Raw genomic sequence first — 21,567 nt, 5'->3', positions numbered from 1 at the left:
CGGCAAGGAAACGAGGACGTTCAATGCGGAATTTCTCAGGAGTAGGCGTCAGCCCGGGGCGGGTCATCGGAACCATCCGCCAGATGCCGAAGCCCGTGAGCGAGCCCCCCAACGGCGAGCGGCTCCGGGAGGGCGTAACCCCCGAGGATGCCGCAGCGGCCCTGCGGTCGGCGACGAAGGCCGTCCAGTCCGAGTTGAAGCAGCGCTCGGAGACGGCCAGCGGCGACGCGCGTGCCGTGCTCGAGGCGACCGCCATGATGGCCACCGACCCCATGCTTGTCAAGAACGCCGTCAAACTCATCAATGCCGGCAGCTCCGCCGAGCGCGCGGCCTGGGACGCCGGCGCCTCGGTCGCCGAAATGCTCCACAACCTCGGCGGGTACATGGCCGAACGCGCCACCGACGTCCTCGATGTCCGGGCCCGGATCGTGGCCGAACTGCGCGGGCTGTCCGCGCCGGGCATCCCCTCCTCGGAGGCCCCGTTCATCCTGATCGCCGAGGACCTCGCACCCGCCGACACCGCCACCCTCGACCCCGAGAAGGTCCTGGCCCTGGTCACCTCCGGCGGCGGACCGCAGTCCCACACCGCCATCATCGCCCGCTCCCTGGGCCTGCCGGCCGTGGTCGCCGCGGTGGGCGTCGACGAGCTCGAATCCGGTGCACGCGTCTACGTCGACGGCGCCGCCGGAACCATCAGCGTGGACCCCGGCGCCGAGGAGGAAGCCGCGGCCGAGGCCTATGCCGCCGCCGCGGCGGCCCTCACCGAATTCGACGGCACCGGCAGGACCTCGGACGGCCACGAGGTGCCGCTGCTGGCCAATGTCGGAGGGGCCAAGGACGCCCGCGGAGCGGCGGAGGCCCGGGCGCAGGGCGTGGGCCTCCTTCGTACCGAATTCTGTTTCCTGGGCCGGGACAGCGAACCGACGCACGACGAGCAGGTCGAGGCCTACAAGGGGGTGTTCGACGCGTTCCCCGGCAAGAAGGTCGTGGTCCGGACCCTCGACGCCGGCGCGGACAAGCCCCTTCCCTTCCTCACCGACACCACCGAGCCGAACCCCGCCCTCGGCGTCCGCGGCTACCGTACGGACCTCACCAGCCCCGGCGTGCTGGCACGGCAGCTGAAGGCCATCGCCGACGCCGAAGCCCAGTCCTCCGCCGAGGTCTGGGTGATGGCGCCGATGATCTCCACCGCCGAGGAGGCCGCCGACTTCGCGGCAATGACCACCGAGGCGGGCCTGAAGAAGCCCGGGGTGATGGTCGAGGTGCCCTCGGCCGCGCTGATGAGCGAATCGATCCTCACCGAAGTGGGGTTCGCCAGCATCGGCACCAACGACCTCACCCAGTACGCCATGGCCGCCGACCGGCAGCTCGGCTCCCTCGCGGCGCTGAACAACGCCTGGCAGCCGGCCGTCCTGCGCCTGATCGGGCTCACGGTGGAGGGCTCGGTCGCCGAGGGCAATGCCAAGCCCGTGGGGGTGTGCGGGGAGGCCGCCGCCGACCCCGCGCTCGCCGTCGTGCTCGTCGGCCTGGGCGTCTCCACGCTGTCAATGACCCCCCGGGCGCTGGCCGGCGTCGGGGCGGTGCTGAACAGCGTCAGCCTCGACGAGGCGCGCAAGCTTGCCGAGATCGCGGTGAAGGCGCCCAGCGCGGTGGAGGCCCGCGCACGCGTCCGCGCGGAGCTGCCCGTCCTTGAGTCCCTCGGCCTCTGAGCCTCCCGGCGCCCGCCGGGGTCCTAGAGGAGGATGCTCGAGACCGGCAGCGCCGAGTCCGTGGCGAAGGAGAGGCCGCTGGGCGTTCCGCCATTGAGGACGATCTGCGCGCCCAGCGAGGCGACCATCGCCCCGTTGTCGGTACACAGCGACGGCGGCGGCACGGTGAGCTCGATGCCCGCCGCGGCGCACCGCTCGGCGGTCAGGGTGCGCAGGCGCGAGTTCGCTGCCACTCCCCCGCCCAGCAGCAGGCTGGTGATGCCGTTCTCCGTGCACGCCAGGGCGGCCTTGGCGGTGATGACGTCGACGACCGCCTCCTGGAAGGACGCGGCGATGTCGGCCACTGGGACCGGCTCCCCGTTGGCCTCGAACTGTTCGACGCTGCGCGCCACCGCCGTCTTCAGTCCGCTGAAGGACCAGTCGTAGCGGTGCGGTCCGGGCTTCTCGGCGGTTCCCATGTACTTGGGCTGGGTCAGGCCGCGGGGGAACCGGAAGGCCCGCGGGTCGCCCTGCGCGGCGATGCGGTCGATGGCCGGACCGCCGGGGTAGCCGAGGCCGAGGATGCGCGCCGTCTTGTCGTACGCCTCCCCGGCGGCGTCGTCGATGGTCGAGCCCAGCAGCGTCACGTCCGAGGCGATGCTTCCCACCTTGAGGATTTCGGTGTGGCCGCCGGATACGAGCAGCGCGCCCAGGTCCGCGGGGATCCCGTCGGCGAACGTGCCTCCGAGCATGCCGACGCCCACGTGGGCCACCAGGTGGTTCACCGCGTAGAGGGGCTTCCCGGTGGCCACGGCCAGCGCCTTGGCCGCGGCTACCCCCACCATGAGCGCCCCGGACAGTCCGGGCCCGGTGGTGACGGCGATCGCGTCGATGTCCTCGAGGCCCACCCCCGCCTCGGTGAGGGCCTGCTGCAGGGTGGGCACGAACGCGTCGAGGTGGGCGCGGGAGGCGATCTCGGGGATCACCCCGCCGAAGCGCACGTGTTCGTCCATGGAGGAGGAGACGACATTGGCGAGCAGCCGGGTGCCCGCGACGACGCCGACGCCGGTCTCGTCGCAGGAGGATTCGATGCCGAGCACCAGCGGTGCGCTGCGGTTCATGGCCGGTCTCCTTCGGTGCCGCTGCTGTTCTCGGCGGTGTGTTCGACGACGTTCTTGTCGGTCTTTTCGGTGCCGTCGCCGCCCTTCGGGCCGGATTCCGGGCCGGCGTCCGCGGGGGCGCCTTCGGGCGGCAGTTCCAGTCGCATCACCCAGGCGTCGACGCCGTCGCGGTAATACCGGCGGCGGGTCGAGATTTTCGTGAACCCGGTGCGGGTATAGAGCAGCTGGGCGCGGGGGTTGTCCGCGCGGACCTCCAGTAGGACCTCCCGGGCGCCGCGCCGGGCGCCCTCGGCCAGCAGCTCGTGCAGCAGAGCCGTGCCGATGCCGCGGCCCTCGTGGTCCGGGAGGACGGCGATGGTCTGGATGTCGGCCGTGGTGTCGATGATCATCACCCCGGCATAGCCGACGATCGCCCCGTCAACCTCGGCCACGATGTAGCGGCGGGTGTCGGGGCGGAAGAACTCCTCGTAGAACATCTGCAGGGGCCAGGCGTCGACGGGGAAGAGCTCCTGCTCCAGAGCGCCGACGGTCTTGATGTCCTCGTAGTCGAGGTCCCGCAGGCTGAAGCTCATGACCCGACCTTCTTCCGGGCCCCGGGAACCTTCGCGTCGGATTCCCTCAGGTACAGCGGGGTGGTGTCCAGCAGCGCCATGCCGGCGGCGAGCCGTGCCGAGGCGGTCCGGCCCAGCGCCGCAGCGTGCGGCAGTGCCGAGGAGAAGGCGTCGACGGCGTTCAGCTCCTCCCGGTACAGCCCGGCCCCTGCGCCGAAGACCGGAAGCTCCGGCAGCTGGGCCGCCGGGCCCACGTGCGGGCCGTCGACCAGGACCGGAAGCCCGTGCGGGGCCTCCGGGCCCCGGAAGCGGGCCCAGTACACCTCGTGCCGGCGGGCGTCGGTGGCGACGAGGAACTCGCCCTCGGCCGCAGGATCCCCAGCGGCCTCAAAGGCGAGGGCATCGAGGCTCATGACCCCGTGCAGTGGCACGCCCCAGACGAACGCGAGGGTGCGTGCGGTGGCCAGGCCGGCCCGCAGGCCGGTGAACGGTCCGGGACCGACTCCGGCGGCGATGGCTCCGAGATCCGTGCCGGCCACGTGGGCATCGCGGAGCAGGTTCTGGACCGCGGGCGCGAGGACCTCCGAGTGGGAGCGCGTGTCGGCGCTCGCGAACCGGCCGATGACGGTGTCCCCGTCAAGGAGCGCGGCGCTGGCGGCGGCTGAGGTGTCCAGGGCAAGAAGAAGCACCGTAACAGCCTAGTCGAGCAGCCCGGGAGGCGGCCCTGCCGACCAGCGGGGGCCGAAGCCGGCGACACGCACTTCCCGCTCTTCGTCCACGTCGTCGCTGAAGTCGGTGGTGATCCCCGCGCCCCCCGCCGCGGCTCCGGCGCCGATGGGCCGGGTGATGGTGATCTCAAGCCGGCTGTCGGAGAGGTGTTCGGCGCGCCCTGCCCCCCATTCGATGACCGTCACGCTGGAGTCGAGGGAGGCCTCAAGGTCGAGGTCGTCGACTTCCTCCGTCCCTTCCAGCCGGTACGCGTCGACGTGCACCAGGCCCGGGCCGCCGGTGAGGGAGGGGTGATTGCGGACCAGGATGAAGGTGGGGGAAATCACGGTGCCGCGCACCCCGAGGCCCCGGCCCAGGCCCTGGGTGAACGTCGTCTTTCCCGCACCGAGCCCGCCGGTGAGGATCAGCAGGTCCCCTCCCTGCAGCGCCGGCCCCAGATCCTTGGCCACGGCCTGGAGCTCGGCGGCGGAATGGACGAACCGGCTGCGCAGCCAGTGGTGAGCCGGCTCAGTCACCGGCCGGATCCTCATTGAGGTAGGTCCGCGGAACGCGGCCGCTGATGCGGGTGACGATTTCGTAGTTGATCGTCCCGGAGGCGGCAGCCCATTCCTCGACGGGCGGGTCGCCGGCGCCCCCGAAGAGGACCGCACGGCGGCCCAGCGGGCTGCGTTCGGTACCGACCAGGCCCTGCGTGCCGAAGTCGACGACCAGTTGGTCCATCGCAATCCGGCCGACGGCGGGATAGGTGCGCCCGTCGATGCGCACCGGTCCCCCGGTGGCGATGCGCGGAACGCCGTCGCCGTAGCCGGTGGGGATCAGGCCGAGCGTGGTGGGCCGCTCCGTGCGGTAGGACAGCCCGTAGGAGACCCCCTGACCGGCGGGGACCTCCTTGCAGCCCGCGACGACGGTGGCGAAGGTCATGGCCGGGCGCAGGCCAAGGTCCTCCGCGCTCTGGTCGGAGAAGGGTGAGAGCCCGTACATGCCCAGGCCCACCCGCACCATGTCGAAGTGGCAGTCGGGGCGGGAGAGGGTGCCCGGCGTGTTGGCCAGGTGGCGCACCTCGAGGTCCGCGCCGGCGTCCTCGGCGACGGCCACGGCGTCCCGGAAGCGGCGCAGCTGCTCGTCGGTCTCGGGGCGGTGCGGTTCGTCGGCGACGGCGAGGTGGGAGAACACCCCCACCACCCGCAGCAGGCCCTCCTCCTGGTGTTCGAGCGCCCGGTCCAGCAGGTCTTCCCACAACTCCGGGGGGCAGCCGTTGCGGCCCAGCCCGGTGTCGATCTTCAGGTGCACGCGTGCGGGCCGCTCGAGCCGGCGGGCCGCCGCCACCACGTGGTCGAGTTCCCAGCCGGAAATCCCGATGTCGATGCCTTGCTCGACGCCTCCCTCGAAATCACTCTCCGGGGTGTGGAGCCAGGCCAGCACCGGGGCGTCAAGGCCTGCGCGCCTCAGGTCCAGCGCCTCCGAGATGTGTGCCGTGCCCAGCCAGGAGGCTCCTGCCTCAAGCGCCGCCTTCGCGACGGCGACCGCGCCGTGGCCGTATCCGTCCGCTTTGACGACCGCCATGACCCGTGCCGGACTGGCCACCTCGAGCAGGTGACGGAGGTTGTGCCGGATAGCCTCAAGGTCAACTTCAACGGTGCGTTCGGTGGGGGCGGAAGAAAAACTCACTTGCCCTATTCTGCCACCGTCGCCGGTAGGGTCCCCCTCAGGCATCGGAATGCCGGGCGATGGTCGCCGACGCGCGGCGCACCGCCTCCACGGGCACATCGGAGACGAGGTGCTCCAGGAACCCGTAGCGGCGCACCCACTGGCGGCGGACGCCGTCGCGGCTTGAACTGGTCCGGTGCCACCAGTCGGCAATGTCGCCCCAGCCGGGGGCCGCGAGGGAGCCGCCGACCTCCTGCACCGACAGGGACGCGCACAGGTTGGCGAAGCTCAGCCGGTCCGCCAGGGAGAATCCGGCGAGGTCGGCCATGACGAACGCCGCACCGAAACAGTCACCGGCGCCGGTCGGATCGTAGGCGGTGACCGGCAGTGCGGGCACCCACTCCTCCTCGCCGGTGAGGGAGTCGATGGCCATGGCGCCCTGCTGCCCCACGGTGACGACGGCCACCGGAACATGGTCGGCGAGCGCGTAGAGGGCCGCCCAGGGGTCCTCGGTGCGCGTGTACGCCATCGCTTCGACGTCGTTGGGCATGAACGCGTAGAAGTGGCCGAGCGTGGCGAGGACCTGCGGGGCCCATTCTCCGCGGGGATCCCAGCCCACATCCCCGTAGAGCCGGGTGCCGTTGGCCGTCGCGGCAGCCGCCCACGGCTCAAGCTCCCCGCCGACGCTGACGATGGCTGCCCGGCAGCTCGGTGGGACACCGATGAGTTCGGAGGCGCTCAGCGGCGGGGCGTGCCCGTGGGTCACCAGCGAGCGGTCCCGCTCCACCGAGAGGGAGACGGTCACCGGGGAGTGCCAGTTCTTGAAGACCTGGGAGCGTGAGAGGTCGACGTGCTCCTGGTCCTTGAGGATGTCCCAGTTGAACTGTCCGTAGCCGTCGTCGGAGAATGCGGCGGCGAGGGTGGTGTGGAGGCCGAGGCGGGCCGCGGCGATGGCCTGGTTGGCGATCCCGCCGGGGCTGGAGCCCATCCCGTCGGTCCACACCTCGGTGCCGGGGCGCGGGAGCTGATCCAGCCCGGTGAAGGTGATGTCGAAGAAGACCTGGCCGGCCAGCAGGAGGTCGAATTCGGGGTCATCCGGTGACCGCCGCCCGGCGAGGGGGTCGAAGCGGTGCTGCTTAGCCATGTAGGGCACAATACTCGCTGCCCCCGACCGATAGGAGCCGATGTCGGTGAACGGCGGGCCAGAGCCGAGCGCGGTGTGCTTGAATCTGCGTAGTGGCGCCGTCCCGTCTGGGACCGACGGGATGTTGAGGAGGACCATGAAGCTTGTGATTGTCGGCGGCGGGGGCTTCCGCGTTCCCCTGGTCTACCGCGCGCTGGGCTCCGGCCGGTTCGCGGGCCTTATCGACTCCCTCACCCTCGTCGACGCCGAACCCGGACGGGCCCGCGCGGTGGTCAGGGTCCTGGCGGCCATGCCCTCCGGGGCCGAAGGCCCCACCCGGTCCCCCGCCGTCACCGTCGAGCCCGACCTCGACACGGCCCTGCGGGGGGCCGACATTGTCTTTGCCGCGATCCGAAGCGGCGGCACGGCCGGGCGGGTCCTCGATGAGCGGGTCGCGCTGGCCGAAGGGCTGCTGGGCCAGGAGACCGTCGGGGCGGGTGGGATCTCCTACGGGCTGCGGTCCATTCCGGCCATGTTGGACCTGGCGCGGAGGATGGCCGGGAAGTGCCCGCAGGCGTGGCTGGTCAACTTCACCAATCCCGCCGGCATGGTGACCGAGGCGCTGCAGCCGGTGCTGGGCCACCGGGTGATCGGCATCTGCGACTCCGCCTCGGGGCTGGTGGCCCGGGCCGCGGCCGCCGCCGGGGTCCCCGCCGTCCCCGGCTCGCTGGCCGGCGTCGACTACCTCGGGCTGAACCACCTCGGCTGGCTGCGGGGCCTGCACGCCGGCGGCGAGGACCGCCTGCCCGCCCTGCTGGCCGATCCGGTGCGCCTTTCCTCCTTCGAGGAAGGGCGGATCTTCGGTCCGGACCTGCTGCGGGTCCTCGGTGCCCTGCCCAACGAGTACCTCTTCTACTACTACTTCCACCGGGAGGCCCTGCGGGCCGTACGCTCGGCGGACCGGACCCGCGGCGAGGTGCTCCTCGACCAGCAGCAACGGCTCTACGCGGACCTCGGGGGGTCCGGGGACCCCTATCGGGTGTGGGAGGCGGCCCGGCTCGAGCGGGAAAGCGGCTACCTCGCGGAGGCGCGGGGCGCCGGAGAGGAACGCGACGAGGCCGACCTCGCCGGAGGAGGCTACGAGCGCATCGCCCTGCACCTGATGCATGCCCTGTTGACGGGGAATCCGGCCGAACTGATCCTCAACGTCCGCAACGGCGGCACGGTGCAGGGCCTGCCCGCGGACGCCGTCGTCGAAGTGCCGGCCCGGGTGTCTGCGGCCGGGGCCGAGCCGCTCCCCGCGGCCGGCCCGCCGACCGGGCACCAGCTGGGCCTGATGAGCGCCGTTAAGGCGGTCGAGCAGGAGACGGTGCGGGCCGCCGTGCACGGGGACCGCGACGCCGCGCTGCGCGCGTTCAGCCTGCACCCGCTGGTCGACTCGGCGCACGCCGCGGCTGCGGTGCTCGCCGGCTACGAGCAGGTGTTTCCCGCCCTGCCGGCCGGCTGGCGGAGCTGACCGGCCCGGCTACCGTCCCCGGCCGGAAACGGCGGAGCCCGCGTCCCGCCGGAGCGGCACGCGGGCTCCGGCCCGGCGGAACGGTGTCAGTCCTGCAGGGCCTCGGCCCACAGGTTGATCTCGGACTCGACGGCGAACTCGTCGATCGCGCGCAGTTCCTCGTTCGTGAACTCGAGGTTGGCAACCGCGCCGACGCTGCTCTCGAGCTGGGCGACGCTTGAGGCGCCGACCAGGGCAGAGGTGATCGGGGTGCCCTTTGCCTGCGGCCGCAGGATCCACGCGATCGCCATCTGGGCCAGGCTCTGCCCGCGGTTTGCCGCGATCTCGTTGAGTCCCCGGACCCGGCGCAGGTTGTCCTCGGAGAGGTGTTCACCGGAGAGCGACTTGTCCGCGGCGGCCCGCGAATCCGAGGGAACCCCGTTGAGGTAGCGGTCGGTCAGCAGGCCCTGGGCCAGCGGCGAGAACGCGATGGAACCGGCGCCCACCGTCTCGAGGGCCTCCGGGAGGTTCGGGCTGCCGTTCTCGACCCAGCGGTTGAGCATCGAGTAGGAGGGCTGGTGGATCAGCAGCGGCGTGCCGAGGTCGCGCAGGATCGCGGCGGCCTCGATCGTCTTCTCGGGCGAGTAGGAGGAGATGCCCGCGTAGAGCGCACGGCCGGAGCGCACGGCGGTGTCCAGGGCGCCCATGGTCTCCTCGAGCGGGGTTTCCGGGTCGGGGCGGTGGCTGTAGAAGATGTCGACGTAGTCGAGGCCCATGCGGTTCAGGGACTGGTCGAGGCTGGCCAGCAGGTACTTGCGGGAGCCGAAGTTGCCGTAGGGCCCGGGCCACATGTCGTAGCCGGCCTTGCTGGAGATGATGAGCTCGTCCCGGAACGGCCGAAAGTCGTCGGCGAAGTGGCGCCCGAAGTTGGTCTCGGCGCTGCCGTAGGGGGGCCCGTAGTTGTTCGCCAGGTCGAAGTGGGTGATGCCAAGGTCGAAGGCGCGCCGCAGGATGGCACGCTGCGTGTCGAAGGGCTTGTCGTCCCCGAAGTTGTGCCACAGCCCGAGGGACACGGCCGGCAGGTGCAGCCCGCTGCGGCCGACGCGGCGGTAGGGCATGGAGTCGTAACGGTCTTCTGCGGGGGAATAGGTCATGAAACCATCCTATGCGGACGCCCCGGCGCGGCCCCGCGCCCGGGCGGTCAGGCGCGGGCTTCGGGGGTGGGCGTCCACCCCGCCGGAAGGGCCTCCCGGATCGCGGAGACTCCGCGGTGGGCGGGGGCCTCGGCGGCGACGAACCCGTCGGGGCGCACCAGGTAGAACCGGTCCGGGCGCAGGCCCGCGGCTGGCGCCGCGGGAAACTGATGCACCGGCAGGCCGAGGGCCTGGCCGAGTGCGTCGGCGAGCTCGGCGTCGGTGTCGCCGTAGCTGTGGACCTGCCAGACGGCGTCGGCGAGCGGGGCGAAATTGGGGCCCGTCCACGGCAGGCGGCGCCCGACCACCCGGCCCCTGCGGCCGCGGGCCGCGGCCTTGGCCCCTTCGCTCATCCAGTAGTGGATGCGGATCTGCCCGAGGTACCCGGCGAACCGGGGGGCGATGGGCGCGGCCGGCAGCAGGCGGACGGCGACCGGCCCGGCGAGGCGCGGAAGGATCCGCCGCAGCGTCCGGGCGGTGGTGACACCGGAGGTGACGCCGGCGAAGACCCGATCGGTGACGCTGACCAGGCGCAGGGCGACGGGGCGCCGCTCCGCGTTGTAGCGGTCGAGCAGTTCCTCGCCCACCCGTCCGGCGAGGACGTCGGCCAGCTTGAACGCAAGGTTGTGGGCGTCCTGGAGCCCGGTGTTCATGCCCTGGGCGCCCACGGGTGAGTGGATATGACCGGCGTCACCGGCCAGGAACACGGGGCCGGCGCGGAAGGCCGCAGCCACCCGGTGGTGCACCCGGTAGGTGGAGAACCAGCGCGACGTGCCGTAGGTGACGCCGAAGAGCTCGCTCAGCCGCCCCCGTGCCACGTCCTCGACGATGTCGGCGGTGCCGGTGCTGCGCAGCACCCCGATCAGCCGGTGGTTCGTCTGTCCCTCCTCCGTCGCCTTCAGCGGGAAGGCGAGCAGGAAGTCGTCGCCGCTGAGCCGCAGTTCAACCGTGGCCGCCGAGAGGCCCTGGACGTCGAGGGCATCGGCCACGTAGAAGACGTATTCGTTGGTGACCCCCTCGAAGGGGATGCCGCTCATGGTCCGCACCGCGGAGGACCCGCCGTCGCAGCCCACCACGTAGCGTGCCGTGACGGTGAGGGGTCCCTCGGGGCCGGAGAACTCCGCCGTGGCACCGCCGGGGCGGGCGCTGAGCCCGGTCAGCCGCCGGTTCCACAGCACGTCCCCTCCCCTGCGCTGCAGTTCGGCCAGGAGGATCCGCTCGTTCTTGCTCTGTTCGAGGAAGTGAAGCCCCGGATGCGGGGTCAGTCCCTCCCCGAGGACCGCCAGGGGAATCTCCCCGAAGGACCGCCGGCCGTAGCCGGGCTTGATGCTGAAGGCCTTCTGGGCCTGGTCGAGCACCGGGCCGATCACCCCCAGCTGGTCGTAGATCTCCATGGTGCGCGACTGGATCCCGAGCGCCCGGGACTCCCGGGTGGGTTCGCCCTTGCCGTCGGCGAGGACAGCGTCCACGCCGAGCCTGCGCAGCCAGGCAGCGAGCATCAGTCCGGTGGGTCCGGCACCGACGATCAGGACGTCGGTGCTCACCTCGGAGGCGGCCATGGTCAGCCGGCCGCGAGCGAGAGGATGAGGGACGCGTGGCCCGGCAGGGTCACCGCGTCGGTCCCGGTGCGGACGCCGTCAACCGTGGAGAGAAGCACCTGCGCCCCGTCGGCGGCCAGCGGGACCTCGCACTCGGCGGCGCCGAAGTTCAGGAGCACCGCGGTTCGTCCGCGTCGAAGCAGCAGCCAGCGGGCCGCCTCGTCGAACTCCACCTCGATCGAGCGGAAGTCGCGGGTGTTCAGGTCCGGTTCGGTGGCCCGCAGCCGGATCAGCTCCCGGTAGGTGTCAAGCAGCTGCCGGTGTTCGGGCTTTTCGCTTTCGGCCCAGTCGAGCTTGGCCGACTCGAAGGTCGCCGGATCCTGCGGGTTGGGCACCGTATCAGGGTCCCACCCCATGCGCTCGAACTCGCGAAGCCGTCCCTCGGCCGTGGCCTTGCCCAGTTCCGGCTCGGGATGGGAGGTGAAGAACGGCCACGGCGTGGTGGCGCCGTACTCCTCGCCCATGAACAGCATCGGAGTGAAGGGCCCGGCGATGGTCAGCACCGCGGCCTGCGCGAGCTGGGCGGGGTTCAGGGCGGCGCTGATCCGGTCACCGGCGGCCCGGTTGCCGATCTGGTCGTGGTTCTGGGCGCAGACGACCAGCTGGAGCGGGGACACCCGGTCGGCGTCGAGGCGCCGGCCGTGGCTGCGCTCCCGGAAGGAGGAGTGGGTCCCGTTGTGAAAGAACCCCTCCTTCAGGACCTTGGCGAGGGCACCGACGGAGTTGAAGTCGGCGTAGTAGCCCTCGGTCTCGCCGGTGAGGTTCACATGCACGGCGTGGTGGAAGTCGTCGCTCCACTGCCCGGCGAGCCCGTAGCCGTTCACGCTGCGGGCCTCGATGAGGCGCGGATTGTTGAGGTCGGACTCAGCGATGAGGAACAGGGGCTTGCCGAGTTCCGCCGCGCACGCGTCGGTCTCGGCGGCGAATTCCTCGAGGATGTGCACGGCGCGTTCGTCGTGCAGCGCGTGGACGGCATCCAGCCGCAGCCCGTCGACGTGGTAGTCGCGGAACCACATGAGCAGGTTCTCGACGACGTAGCGCCGGACCTCGTCGGAGGCCGGGCCGTCGAGGTTCAGGGAGTCTCCCCAGGTGTTGCTCAGGCCCTCGGTGAGGTAGGGGCCGAACTGGCCGAGGTAGTTGCCGCTGGGCCCCAGGTGGTTGTAGACGACGTCCTGGATGACGCCGAGGCCGCGCTGGTGGGCGGCGTCGACGAAGCGCTGGTATGCCGCCGGGCCGCCGTAGGTTTCCTGGACGGCGTACCAGAGCACCCCGTCGTAGCCCCAGTTGTGCGTTCCGTTGAACGCGTTGACCGGGAGGAGCTCGACGTACCGGACGCCGAGGTCGACGAGGTAGTCGAGCCGTTCGATGGCGGCGTCGAGGGTCCCTTCCCGGGTGAAGGTGCCAAGGTGCATCTCATAGATCACCCCGCCGTCCATCCCGGGTGAGGACCAGCCAGCGTCCTGCCAGTCGTGCGCGGCCGGGTCGAAGGTCCGGGACAGGGCGTGGACGCCGTCGGGCTGGCGGCGCGAGCGCGGGTCCGGCACGGCGGTGGATGACCCGTTCACCTTGTACCCGTAGTCGATACCGGGCCCGGAGGGGGCGTCCGCCGGGGCGCTCCACCAGCCGCCGGTGGAGGCGCTCATGGGGTAGTCGGTGCCGTTAATGGTCAGGACCAGGGACTCCGCGCGGGGGGCCCAGACGTCGAACGTGCTCATGCTGCATCCTCCTTGGTGAGAAGCGCTACGGGTAGGGCTGAGAAGAGGTCGGCGACCGGGACGGTGCCGCCGTCGAACGTTTCGCCGGTGAGGGCGGAGGTGTAGCGGCCTTCGGGAAGCTCAATGCTGGTGCCGTTCCAGCCACCGGCCTGCTCGAGTCCGGCGGGCAGGCGGGTGACGAATGTCAGGGCGCCGCCGCGGTCGAAGGCAAAGAGGTGGTCCGCTGCGGGCCCGGAGGCGTGGACCGCCTCGTAGCCGGCGAACAGCTCCGGCCGGTCCCGCCGGAGCCGCAGCGCGCGGGAGACGACGAGCAGCTTGGCCCGCCCGTCCTCGCCCACCGCGGGCTGGGCGCCGAAGTCGAGGTCGGTGAGTGCCTGTTTCCGGGCCCCGTAGTCGACCTCGCGGCGGTTGTCGGGGTCGACGAGGGAGGCGTCCCAGAACTCGGTGCCCTGGTAGACGTCCGGCACGCCGGGCATGGTGAGCTGCAGCAGCTTCATCGCCAGCGAGTTGGACCAGCCGGGGCGCTGGAGGCGCTCCACCAGCGCGGTGATGATGCCGATCACGCGCTCGTCGTCGAAGGCGGCATCGACGGCGGCGTGCATCGCCGTTTCGAACTCCTCGTCCGGGGCGGTCCAGTGGGTGCTGGCGTCGGCCTCGCGGGCGGCCTTTTCGGCGTAGGCGTGGGCGCGTTCCCGGCTGAGCGGCCAGGCCCCGATGAGGGACTGCCACAGCAGCGGCGCGAACGAGGCGTCGCCGATCGGCGCGGCCTCGTCGAGAGCGGCCAGGGCCGAGGCCCACTCCCCGGGCAGTTCGGAGAGGACGGTGATGCGCGCCCGGGTGTCCTCGCTGCGCTTGGTGTCGTGGGTGCTGAGCGTGGTCATCGACAGCGGGTTGCCGGTGGAGCGTCCGAGCAGGCGCCGGTGCATCTCCAGCGGGTCGAGCGCGAAGATCGACGGGTCCGCGCCCACCTCGTTGAGCGAGACGAGCCGGTTGTAGCGGTAGAAGGCGGTGTCCTCGACGCCCTTGGCCATCACCATGCCGGAGGTCTGCTGGAACCTGCGGGCCAGTTCGGTGAGTGCGGCGTCGGGCCCGCCCTCGAGGAAGGGGTCGAGGAGCGGGTGGAGGGTCTTGACGGCGGCGGCCAGGTCGGGGCGGCGCACCGAGGCGTCCCGCACGGCGTCGGCGAGGTAGTCGGCGCCGTCGGGCAGGTAGCTGCGGTAGACGGGGAAGCAGGTCAGCAGCTCGGCCAGGGCGTCGGCGGCCTCGGCCGGGTCGAGGCCGGCGTCGCCGGGGACGAGCCGGGCCAGCCGCAGCACCTCCGAGCGCAGGATCCCGTCGGTGATCCCCCGCTTGGTGCCGTGGATCATCTCGTGGAACGGCTCGACGGGCACCAGGGAGGTGAGCTCGTGTTCCCCGGCCGGGTCGGTGAACAGCCGGTCAATTTCGGCGAGCGCGTCGTAGCCGGTGGTACCCTCGCAGGCCCAGCCCTCCGGGAGCTCCTCCCCGGGTTCGAGGATCTTCTCCACCAGGACGTAGGCGCCGCCGGTGAGCCGGCGCAGGTCCGCCAGGTAGCCGACGGGGTCGGCGAGTCCGTCGGGGTGGTCGATGCGCAGCCCGTCCACGAGCGCGTCATCAAACCAGCTGCGGACCTGGCTGTGGCTTTCCTCGAAGACCCAGGGCTCCTCGACGCGCAGGCCGGCGAGGGTGTTCACGGCGAAGAAGCGCCGGTAGTTCAGTTCGCTGTCGGCGCGGCGCCAATTCACCAGCTCGTAGTGCTGGCGGGCGTGGACCTCGGCCGCGGTGTCACCGGGCCCGAAGGACCCCTCGGCGAGGGGGAAGCGGTGGTCGTAGTAGCGAAGTTCGCCGTCGACGACCTCCAGGGCGGACTCCTCGTCCGGGCCGTCCCCGAGCACCGGGATCCGGACCCGGCCCCCACCGGCGTCCCAGTCGACGTCGAACGCCTCCGCCATGCGCGAGTCCATGCCCCCGCGCAGCAGTTCCCACCACCAGGGGTTGTCGGCAGGCGTCTCGATGCCCATGTGGTTCGGGACGATGTCAACGAGCACGCCCATGCCGGCTGCCCGGGCGGCGGCGGAAAGCTCGGTGAGAGCCTCCCGTCCGCCGCGGGCCGGGTCGACCGTGGCGGGGTCGGTGACGTCGTACCCGTGGCCGGAGCCCTTCTCCGCCGTCAGGATCGGCGACAGGTACACCCAGTCCACTCCGAGGTCGTGCAGGTACGGCACCAGGGCCGCGGCTTCGCGCAGGTCGAACTCGCTTCGAATCTGCAGCCGGTAGGTCGATTTCGGTGTCTTCACGCATTTCCTCCTGGAGGGCTGGGGTGCTGCTGGCCGCCGGGCCCGGATGGGCCCGGCGAACCGGATGATGCAGTGCTGCGAACGCGGTGCCGTTTAGGCGGTACCGGTCTTCGACGTAACCTCGTTGGCGAGAATCGCCAGCGACGCCGCCACCGAGTGGTCGTGGTCCTCGGCTTCGGTGTGCGACCTCAGCACGACCATCGACTTGGCCTCGACGGAGATCGTCGTTCCGGCCGGAATGGCCTCGGTGTCCGCGTACTTGCCCGCGGTGTCGATGACCTCGTCCCATGACGGCGCGTACTCCTCGGCCGGGATGGTGAAGTCGACGGCCTCGTCGTGGGCGTTGAAGTACATCAGGAAGTTGGCGTCGGTGATGCGCTGGCCGCGCGCGTCACGTCCCCGGATTCCCTGCCCGTTGAGGAAGACTCCGATCGAGCGGCCGAAGCCGCTGTCCCAGTCCTCGGGCGCCATGAGCTCGCCGGAAGTGTCGAGCCACACGATGTCCGGCAGCGCCTCGCCCTCGCCCCGGCGGACCGGACGGCCGTCGAAGAAGCGGCGGCGGCGGAAGGTCGGGTGCTCCGACCGCAGACGGTTCACGGCGGCGGTGAACTCGAGCAGGGGCTGGTCCATCTTGTCCCAGTGCACCCAGGCAATCTCGGAGTCCTGGGCGTAGGTGTTGTTGTTGCCGTCCTGGGTGCGCCCGAGTTCGTCGCCGTGCAGGAGCATGGGGACGCCCTGGGAGAGCAGGAGGGTGGCGATGAAGTTGCGCTGCTGGCGGGCGCGCAGCCCCAGCACATTCGGGTCGTCGGTGGGACCTTCGACGCCGCTATTCCAGGACCGGTTGTGCGATTCGCCGTCGTTGTTGTTCTCGCCGTTGGCCTCGTTGTGCTTCTCGTTGTAGGAGACGAGGTCGCGCAGGGTGAAGCCGTCGTGGGCGGTGACGAAGTTGATCGAGGCCACGGGCCGGCGGGCGGAGTGCTCGTAGAGGTCGGCCGAGCCGGTGAGGCGCGAGGCGAACTCGCCGATGCTCGAGGGCTCGCCGCGCCAGAAGTCGCGCACGGTATCGCGGTACTTGCCGTTCCACTCGGTCCACTGCGGCGGGAAGTTGCCCACCTGGTAACCGCCGGGTCCGACGTCCCACGGCTCGGCGATCAGCTTCACCTGGGAGACCACCGGGTCCTGCTGGACGAGTTCGAAGAACGCCGAGAGCCGGTCGACCTCGTAGAACTCGCGGGCCAGGGCGGAGGCGAGGTCGAAGCGGAAGCCGTCGACGTGCATCTCGGTCACCCAGTAGCGCAGGGAGTCCATGAGCAGCTGCAGCGAGTGGGGGTTGCCGACGTTCAGGGAGTTGCCCGTGCCCGTGTAGTCCATGTAGTACTGCTTGTCGTCTTCAACCAGCCGGTAGTAGGCCGAGTTGTCGATGCCGCGCATGGAGAGGGTCGGGCCGAGGTGGTTGCCCTCCGCCGTGTGGTTGTAGACGACGTCGAGGATCACTTCGATGCCGGCGAGGTGGAGTTCCTTGACCATCGCCTTGAACTCCTGGACCTGCTCGCCCTGGTCTCCTGCGGAGCCGTAGCTGTTGTGCGGGGCGAAGAACCCAATGGTGTTGTAGCCCCAGTAGTTGGAGAGCCCCTTTTCCTGCAGGGTGCTGTCGTTGACGAACTGGTGCACCGGCATGAGCTCGATGGCGGTGACGCCGAGCTTCTGCAGGTGGGCCACCACGGCCGGGTGCGCCACGCCGGCGTAGGTGCCGCGCTGCTCCTCGGGGATCTCGGGGTGCAGCTGGGTCAGGCCCTTGACGTGCGCCTCGTAGATGACCGACTGGTGGTAGGGGGTGCGCGGCATGCGGTCACCATCCCAGTCGAAGAAGGGGTTGACCACGACGCCGAGCATCATGTGCGGGGCGGAGTCGTCGTTGTTGACCGAGTTCTCGTCCCCGAAGTTGTAGCCGAAGAGCGCCTGGTCCCAGTCGATCTGTCCGTGGACGGCCTTGGCGTACGGGTCGAGCAGCAGCTTGTTCGGGTTGCAGCGGTGCCCCTCGGCGGGGTTGTTCGGGCCGTGGACCCGGTAGCCGTACTTCTGTCCCGGGGCGACCTGCGGCAGGTAGCCGTGCCAGACGTAGCCGTCGACTTCCTTCAGAGGGATCTGCGTCTCGGTGCCGTCATCGTTAAACAGGCAGAGCACGACGGACTCCGCAATTTCACTGTATAGCGCGAAGTTCGTCCCCGTACCGTCATAGGTCGCCCCCAGGGGATACGCTTCGCCGGGCCATAGTTCCATGTTTGTGCTCCTTGGTGTGTTCATCGAAAGTTCGTTGGTGGGGGAAAAAGATCAGGGTGGGCCGGGGCTGCCGGTGCGGGGCCCGGGATCGGCGGTCCGTGCCGGCAGGCGGCGCGGACGGCAGCCGGCGCCGGGGCGCCTTCCCTTGGTGTACCTCACGCGGGTAACGGGCACGTGAACACCGGTCAATCCGGTACCGCCAGCAGGCCGGCGACAACCGCGCCGATCTCCCCCGGGAGTTCCGAGACGATCACGGGACCCCGCCGCGCCGCCCGCTGCCCGGCCCGGCCGTGGATCAGCGCCGCGGCCGCGGCCACGGCGGCCCACTTCGCGCCCTCGGGCACGCCGGCCCGCGCGGCGGCAGGGCCGTCCTCGGCGGCAGCGGCGGCGAGGGCGCCGAGGATGCCCGCGAGGGTGTCCCCCGCCCCTGCGGTCGCCAGCCACGGGGTGGCGTCGGCCTGGCTGAAGACCTCCCCGGTCGGCGCTGCGGTCACCGTGGTGTAGCCCTTGAGCAGCACGGTGGCCCCGGTGAGGCGCGCCGTCTCCAGCGCGTACTCGGCCGGCGACGCCTCGATGGCTTCGCGGGTGACCTGGCGGCCGCGGCCGGCGAGGAAGGCGACGAGCTCGCCGGCGTGCGGGGTGAGGATGACCTGGGGGCCCACCGTCCGGGGCACCTCGGCGAGCGCTCCGGCGTCGACGACGACGGGCAGCCCGCTGGTGATCGCGTCCCGCGCGCGGCGAGCCTGCTCGGGGTCCCCGACCGCTCCGGGCCCGACGAGCCAGGCCTGGGACCGCGCCTCGGCGACGCCCCCGGTGGAGCACACCGCCTCGGGGTGAACGCTGTTGATGAGGGAGCCGACGCTGCGCGGCCCGAGGTAGCGGACCATGCCGACGCCAGTGGCGAGGGCGGCGCCGGTGGCCAGGACCGCGGCCCCCGGGTACTGCTCGGAGCCGGCGGCAATGCCGAGGACCCCGCGGGTGTACTTGTGGTCGGTGGTCCGGGGCCTGCGGTAGAGCGCGGCGGCGTCGGCGAGTTCGAGGCGGCGGACCGCAGGTGCGGGCGCGGCGCCGTTGGCGAGCCCCAGGCCGATGTCGATGACGTTGAGTTCTCCGGCCGCGTGTGCTCCGGCTCCGGTGAGCAGCCCGGCCTTGGCGGCACCGAAGGTTGCCGTGGCGTCGGCGCGCAGAACCGGGCCCTCGACCCGCCCGGAGTCCAGGTCGACCCCGCTGGGTCCGTCACAGGCCAGCACGTGCGGCCTGCGGTCACCCCGCGGGCCGGCCTTGGCGTTGACGGCGTCGATCAGGTCCGCCACCGGGCCGCGGAGGGCTCCGCTGGCTCCGGTGCCGATGACGCCGTCGATGATCAGGTCCGCTGCGGCGCACCGTGCGGCCAGCGCGTCCGTGGTGTCGGCGGTGAGCCGCTCGAGGCGGCCACCGGCCGCGGTGAAGGCGGCTAGGGCGTCGGGGTGGATCCGTTCGGAAACGGCGACGGCGGTGGCGCCCATGCCGCGCCGGGCCAGCCGGGCCGCGGCGTAGAGGGCGTCGCCGCCGTTGTTGCCGGCGCCGGCCAGCACCACGACCGTCCGCCCGTACAGGCCTCCGGAGTCCCGGAGCATTCCGGCCGCCACAGCGAAGAGCCCGTGCGCGGCCTTCTGCATCAGCGCAGCGCCCTGCCCGGCAGCGAGGAGGGGTTCCTCGGCTGCGCGGACCTGGCCGGCGGTGAAGGCTTGAAGCATATGTACGAGCTTAGCGGCCAGCTCCAAATTAGTCAGTCTGGTTACTATTTACCCCGGCGCCTCGGCGACGACCATGGCGCTCGCCAGGCCCCCGTCGTGGCTCATCGACAGGTGCCAGGAGGCGATGCCCTTTCGCCGGGCGGCCTCGTCCACGGTGCCCGTGAGCACAATGGACGGCGCGCCGGCCTCGTCGACGCGCACCTCGCAGTCCTGCCAGTTCATGCCGGCGGGTGCCCCGAGGGCCTTCGCCACGGCCTCCTTGGCGGCGAACCGCGCGGCCAGGGAGCGGATGTGCAGCCCGCGCTCCGCGGGGACGAACAGCCGCTCGATCAGCCCCGGGGTGCGCTCGACCTGACGCCGGAACCGGTCGACGTCGACGACGTCGACCCCGATTCCGACGATCACGGCCGGGCCCGTCCCGGGGTGCTACTCAACGGTGACCGACTTGGCCAGGTTGCGCGGCTGGTCGACGTCGTAGCCCTTCGCCGAGGCCAGGGCCAGGGCGAAGATCTGCAGCGGGACGGTGGTCAGCAGCGGTGCCAGCAGGGTGGGGCTGGCCGGCACGTAGAACACGTGCTCGGAGTACGCCTCGACCGAGGTGTCACCCTCCTCGGCGATCACGATGGTGATGGCGCCGCGGGCGCGGATTTCCTGGACGTTGGAGACCACCTTGGCGTGGAGCGAGTTCGGCGCCGAGGACGAGGGCATGACGACGACGACCGGCTGGCCCTCCTCGATCAGGGCGATCGGGCCGTGCTTCAGCTCGCCGGCGGCGAAGCCTTCGGCGTGGATGTAGGCCAGTTCCTTGAGCTTCAGGGCGCCTTCCATGGCGACCGGGAACCCGACGTGGCGGCCCAGGAAGAGCACCGACTTGGCCCCGGACATGTCCCGGCCGAGCTGCTTGATCTTGTCGGCGTCGTCGAGGATGGCCTGGATCTTCGCCGGCACCGCGGCGAGGTCCTCCATCACTTCGGCGATCTCGTCGCGGAACTTGTTGCCGCGCAGCTGCGCCAGGTACAGGCCCAGCAGGTAGGCGGCGGTGATCTGCGCCAGGAACGCCTTGGTCGAGGCGACAGCGATCTCGGGCCCGGCATGGGTATAGAGCACGGCGTCGGACTCACGCGGGATGGTCGAACCGTTGGTGTTGCAGATGGCCACCACCTTGGCGCCCTGCTCGCGGGCGTAACGCACCGCCATCAGGGTGTCCATGGTCTCCCCCGACTGGGAGATGGCCACGACGAGGGTCTTCTCGTTCACGATGGGGTCGCGGTAGCGGAACTCGTGGGACAGTTCGACCTCGGTGGGGATCCGGCACCAGTGTTCGATGGCGTACTTGGCGACTTGGCCGGCGTAGGCGGAGGTGCCGCACGCCAGGACGACGATCTTGTCCACGGTGCGCAGGATGGACTCGCTGATCCGCAGCTCGTCGAGCACCAGGTTGCCGGCGGCGTCGGAGCGGCCCAGCAGGGTCTGGCCCACGGCGTCGGGCTGGTCGTTGATCTCCTTCTCCATGAAGGAGTCGTAGCCGCCCTTTTCGGCCGCGGCGGCGTCCCAGTTGACGTGGAACTCGCGGCCTTCGGCGGGTGCGCCGAAGAAGTCGGTGATGGTGACCTCGTCGGGGGTGATGGTGACGATCTGGTCCTGGCCGAGTTCGACGGCGCGGCGGGTGAAGTCGATGAAGCCCGAGACGTCCGAGCCGAGGAAGTTCTCGCCGTCGCCGAGTCCGACGACGAGCGGGGAGTTCCGGCGGCCGGCGACGACGACGCCGGGCTGGTCCTCGTGGATGGCGAGCAGGGTGAAGGCGCCCTCGAGGCGCTGGCAGGCCTCCTGCATGGCCTGCGTCAGCAGGTCGCCGGAGGCGCCGCTGTCCACCAGCCCGCGGTAGATGGAGCCGATCAGGCCGGCGGCCACCTCGGTGTCGGTGTCGGAGAGGAATTCGATGCCGGTGGCTGACAGTTCGGCCTTGAGCTCGGCGAAGTTTTCGATGATGCCGTTGTGGATCACGGCGAGCCGGCCCTTGTCGGCGAGGTGCGGGTGGGCGTTCTGGTCGTTGGGGCCGCCGTGGGTGGCCCAGCGGGTGTGGCCGATGCCGGTCAGCGAGCGCGGCAGCGGGGCGGCGGCGAGTTCGTCGACGAGATTGGTGAGCTTCCCGGCCTTCTTGCGCGACTCGATGCCCGCCGGCGTGAGCACGGCCACCCCGGCGGAGTCATAGCCGCGGTATTCGAGGCGGCGGAGCCCTTCCATGACGACGTCGAGCGCTCCGTGCTGGCCGTCAGCGCCGGCCCCACCATTGACTGCAGGCACACTGGTGTCCAGTGCCTGATTTCCCTGGCCGTGGTCCCGGCCTACATAACCTACGATTCCACACATGCCCCC

16 protein-coding genes are annotated in these 21,567 nt (G+C 71.2%); 2 read left to right on the top strand and 14 right to left on the bottom strand.

Annotation, left to right across the window (positions count from 1 at the left end):
- Nucleotides 1-23: 23 nt before the first annotated feature.
- On the top strand, nt 24-1,709 hold the full coding sequence (gene ptsP / locus I6N91_RS06020) for a phosphoenolpyruvate--protein phosphotransferase (protein ID WP_198811572.1): 1,686 nt from the start codon (nt 24-26) through the stop codon (nt 1,707-1,709).
- 23 nt (nt 1,710-1,732) lie between these two features.
- Here ptsP and tsaD read toward each other — a convergent pair whose 3' ends face one another.
- Genes tsaD through I6N91_RS05990 form a run of 6 tightly spaced genes read right to left on the bottom strand, consistent with a single transcriptional unit; the run spans nt 1,733 to nt 6,880 of the window.
- Nucleotides 1,733-2,809: a tRNA (adenosine(37)-N6)-threonylcarbamoyltransferase complex transferase subunit TsaD gene (gene tsaD, locus I6N91_RS06015; protein ID WP_198811570.1), complete on the bottom strand. Its 1,077-nt coding sequence runs from the start codon at nt 2,807-2,809 to the stop codon at nt 1,733-1,735.
- On the bottom strand, nt 2,806-3,381 hold the full coding sequence (gene rimI, locus I6N91_RS06010; protein ID WP_198811568.1) for a ribosomal protein S18-alanine N-acetyltransferase: 576 nt from the start codon (nt 3,379-3,381) through the stop codon (nt 2,806-2,808). The genes tsaD and rimI overlap by 4 nt, the downstream gene beginning before the upstream one ends.
- Nucleotides 3,378-4,049 (bottom strand): tRNA (adenosine(37)-N6)-threonylcarbamoyltransferase complex dimerization subunit type 1 TsaB, encoded by a 672-nt coding sequence (gene tsaB / locus I6N91_RS06005; protein WP_198811566.1) that lies wholly within the window; start codon nt 4,047-4,049, stop codon nt 3,378-3,380. Before tsaB ends, rimI begins: the two co-directional genes overlap by 4 nt.
- Before the next feature lie 9 nt (nt 4,050-4,058).
- On the bottom strand, nt 4,059-4,604 hold the full coding sequence (gene tsaE / locus I6N91_RS06000; protein ID WP_307843254.1) for a tRNA (adenosine(37)-N6)-threonylcarbamoyltransferase complex ATPase subunit type 1 TsaE: 546 nt from the start codon (nt 4,602-4,604) through the stop codon (nt 4,059-4,061).
- Nucleotides 4,597-5,802, bottom strand: a complete 1,206-nt coding sequence (gene alr, locus I6N91_RS05995) for an alanine racemase (RefSeq protein WP_198811555.1) — start codon at nt 5,800-5,802, stop codon at nt 4,597-4,599. The genes tsaE and alr overlap by 8 nt, the downstream gene beginning before the upstream one ends.
- On the bottom strand, nt 5,795-6,880 hold the full coding sequence (locus I6N91_RS05990; protein ID WP_198811553.1) for a carbohydrate kinase family protein: 1,086 nt from the start codon (nt 6,878-6,880) through the stop codon (nt 5,795-5,797). Before I6N91_RS05990 ends, alr begins: the two co-directional genes overlap by 8 nt.
- Before the next feature lie 136 nt (nt 6,881-7,016).
- On the opposite strand from I6N91_RS05990, the gene I6N91_RS05985 reads away from it, so the two are divergent.
- On the top strand, nt 7,017-8,375 hold the full coding sequence (locus I6N91_RS05985) for a 6-phospho-beta-glucosidase (RefSeq protein ID WP_198811551.1): 1,359 nt from the start codon (nt 7,017-7,019) through the stop codon (nt 8,373-8,375).
- An 86-nt stretch (nt 8,376-8,461) separates the two neighbouring features.
- On the opposite strand, the gene mgrA is transcribed toward I6N91_RS05985, so the two are convergent.
- The 8 genes from mgrA to glmS all read right to left on the bottom strand — a co-directional run bounded on the left by mgrA (nt 8,462) and on the right by glmS (nt 21,561).
- A complete protein-coding gene (mgrA, locus tag I6N91_RS05980) occupies nt 8,462-9,508 on the bottom strand; it encodes an L-glyceraldehyde 3-phosphate reductase (RefSeq protein ID WP_198811549.1) in 1,047 nt (348 codons plus the stop codon).
- Nucleotides 9,509-9,555: 47 nt separating this feature from the next.
- On the bottom strand, nt 9,556-11,106 hold the full coding sequence (locus tag I6N91_RS05975) for an FAD-dependent monooxygenase (protein ID WP_198811547.1): 1,551 nt from the start codon (nt 11,104-11,106) through the stop codon (nt 9,556-9,558).
- 2 nt (nt 11,107-11,108) lie between these two features.
- Nucleotides 11,109-12,860 (bottom strand): malto-oligosyltrehalose trehalohydrolase, encoded by a 1,752-nt coding sequence (treZ, locus tag I6N91_RS05970; protein ID WP_198811545.1) that lies wholly within the window; start codon nt 12,858-12,860, stop codon nt 11,109-11,111.
- Complete coding sequence (gene treY, locus I6N91_RS05965) at nt 12,857-15,175, bottom strand: malto-oligosyltrehalose synthase (protein ID WP_198811543.1); 2,319 nt, start codon at nt 15,173-15,175, stop codon at nt 12,857-12,859. Before treY ends, treZ begins: the two co-directional genes overlap by 4 nt.
- 93 nt (nt 15,176-15,268) lie before the next feature.
- A complete protein-coding gene (gene glgX / locus I6N91_RS05960) occupies nt 15,269-17,455 on the bottom strand; it encodes a glycogen debranching protein GlgX (RefSeq protein WP_198811541.1) in 2,187 nt (728 codons plus the stop codon).
- 185 nt (nt 17,456-17,640) lie between these two features.
- Entirely contained in the window at nt 17,641-19,191 is a 1,551-nt protein-coding gene (locus I6N91_RS05955) for an NAD(P)H-hydrate epimerase (RefSeq protein ID WP_198811539.1), read from the bottom strand.
- Between the two features lie 48 nt (nt 19,192-19,239).
- Nucleotides 19,240-19,596, bottom strand: a complete 357-nt coding sequence (locus tag I6N91_RS05950; RefSeq protein WP_198811537.1) for a holo-ACP synthase — start codon at nt 19,594-19,596, stop codon at nt 19,240-19,242.
- A gap of 21 nt (nt 19,597-19,617) precedes the next feature.
- Nucleotides 19,618-21,561 carry a glutamine--fructose-6-phosphate transaminase (isomerizing) gene (gene glmS / locus I6N91_RS05945; protein ID WP_198811535.1) on the bottom strand — a complete coding sequence of 648 codons (1,944 nt, stop codon included), beginning with the start codon at nt 21,559-21,561 and terminating at the stop codon, nt 19,618-19,620.
- Between the last annotated feature and the right edge of the window lie 6 nt (nt 21,562-21,567).

It is taken from the genome of Arthrobacter sp. MSA 4-2 (assembly GCF_016405885.1).
GTDB lineage: Bacteria > Actinomycetota > Actinomycetes > Actinomycetales > Micrococcaceae > Arthrobacter_D.
The sequence above is the reverse complement of the archived record's forward strand: the minus strand, read 5'-3'. Positions and strand labels throughout refer to the sequence as shown.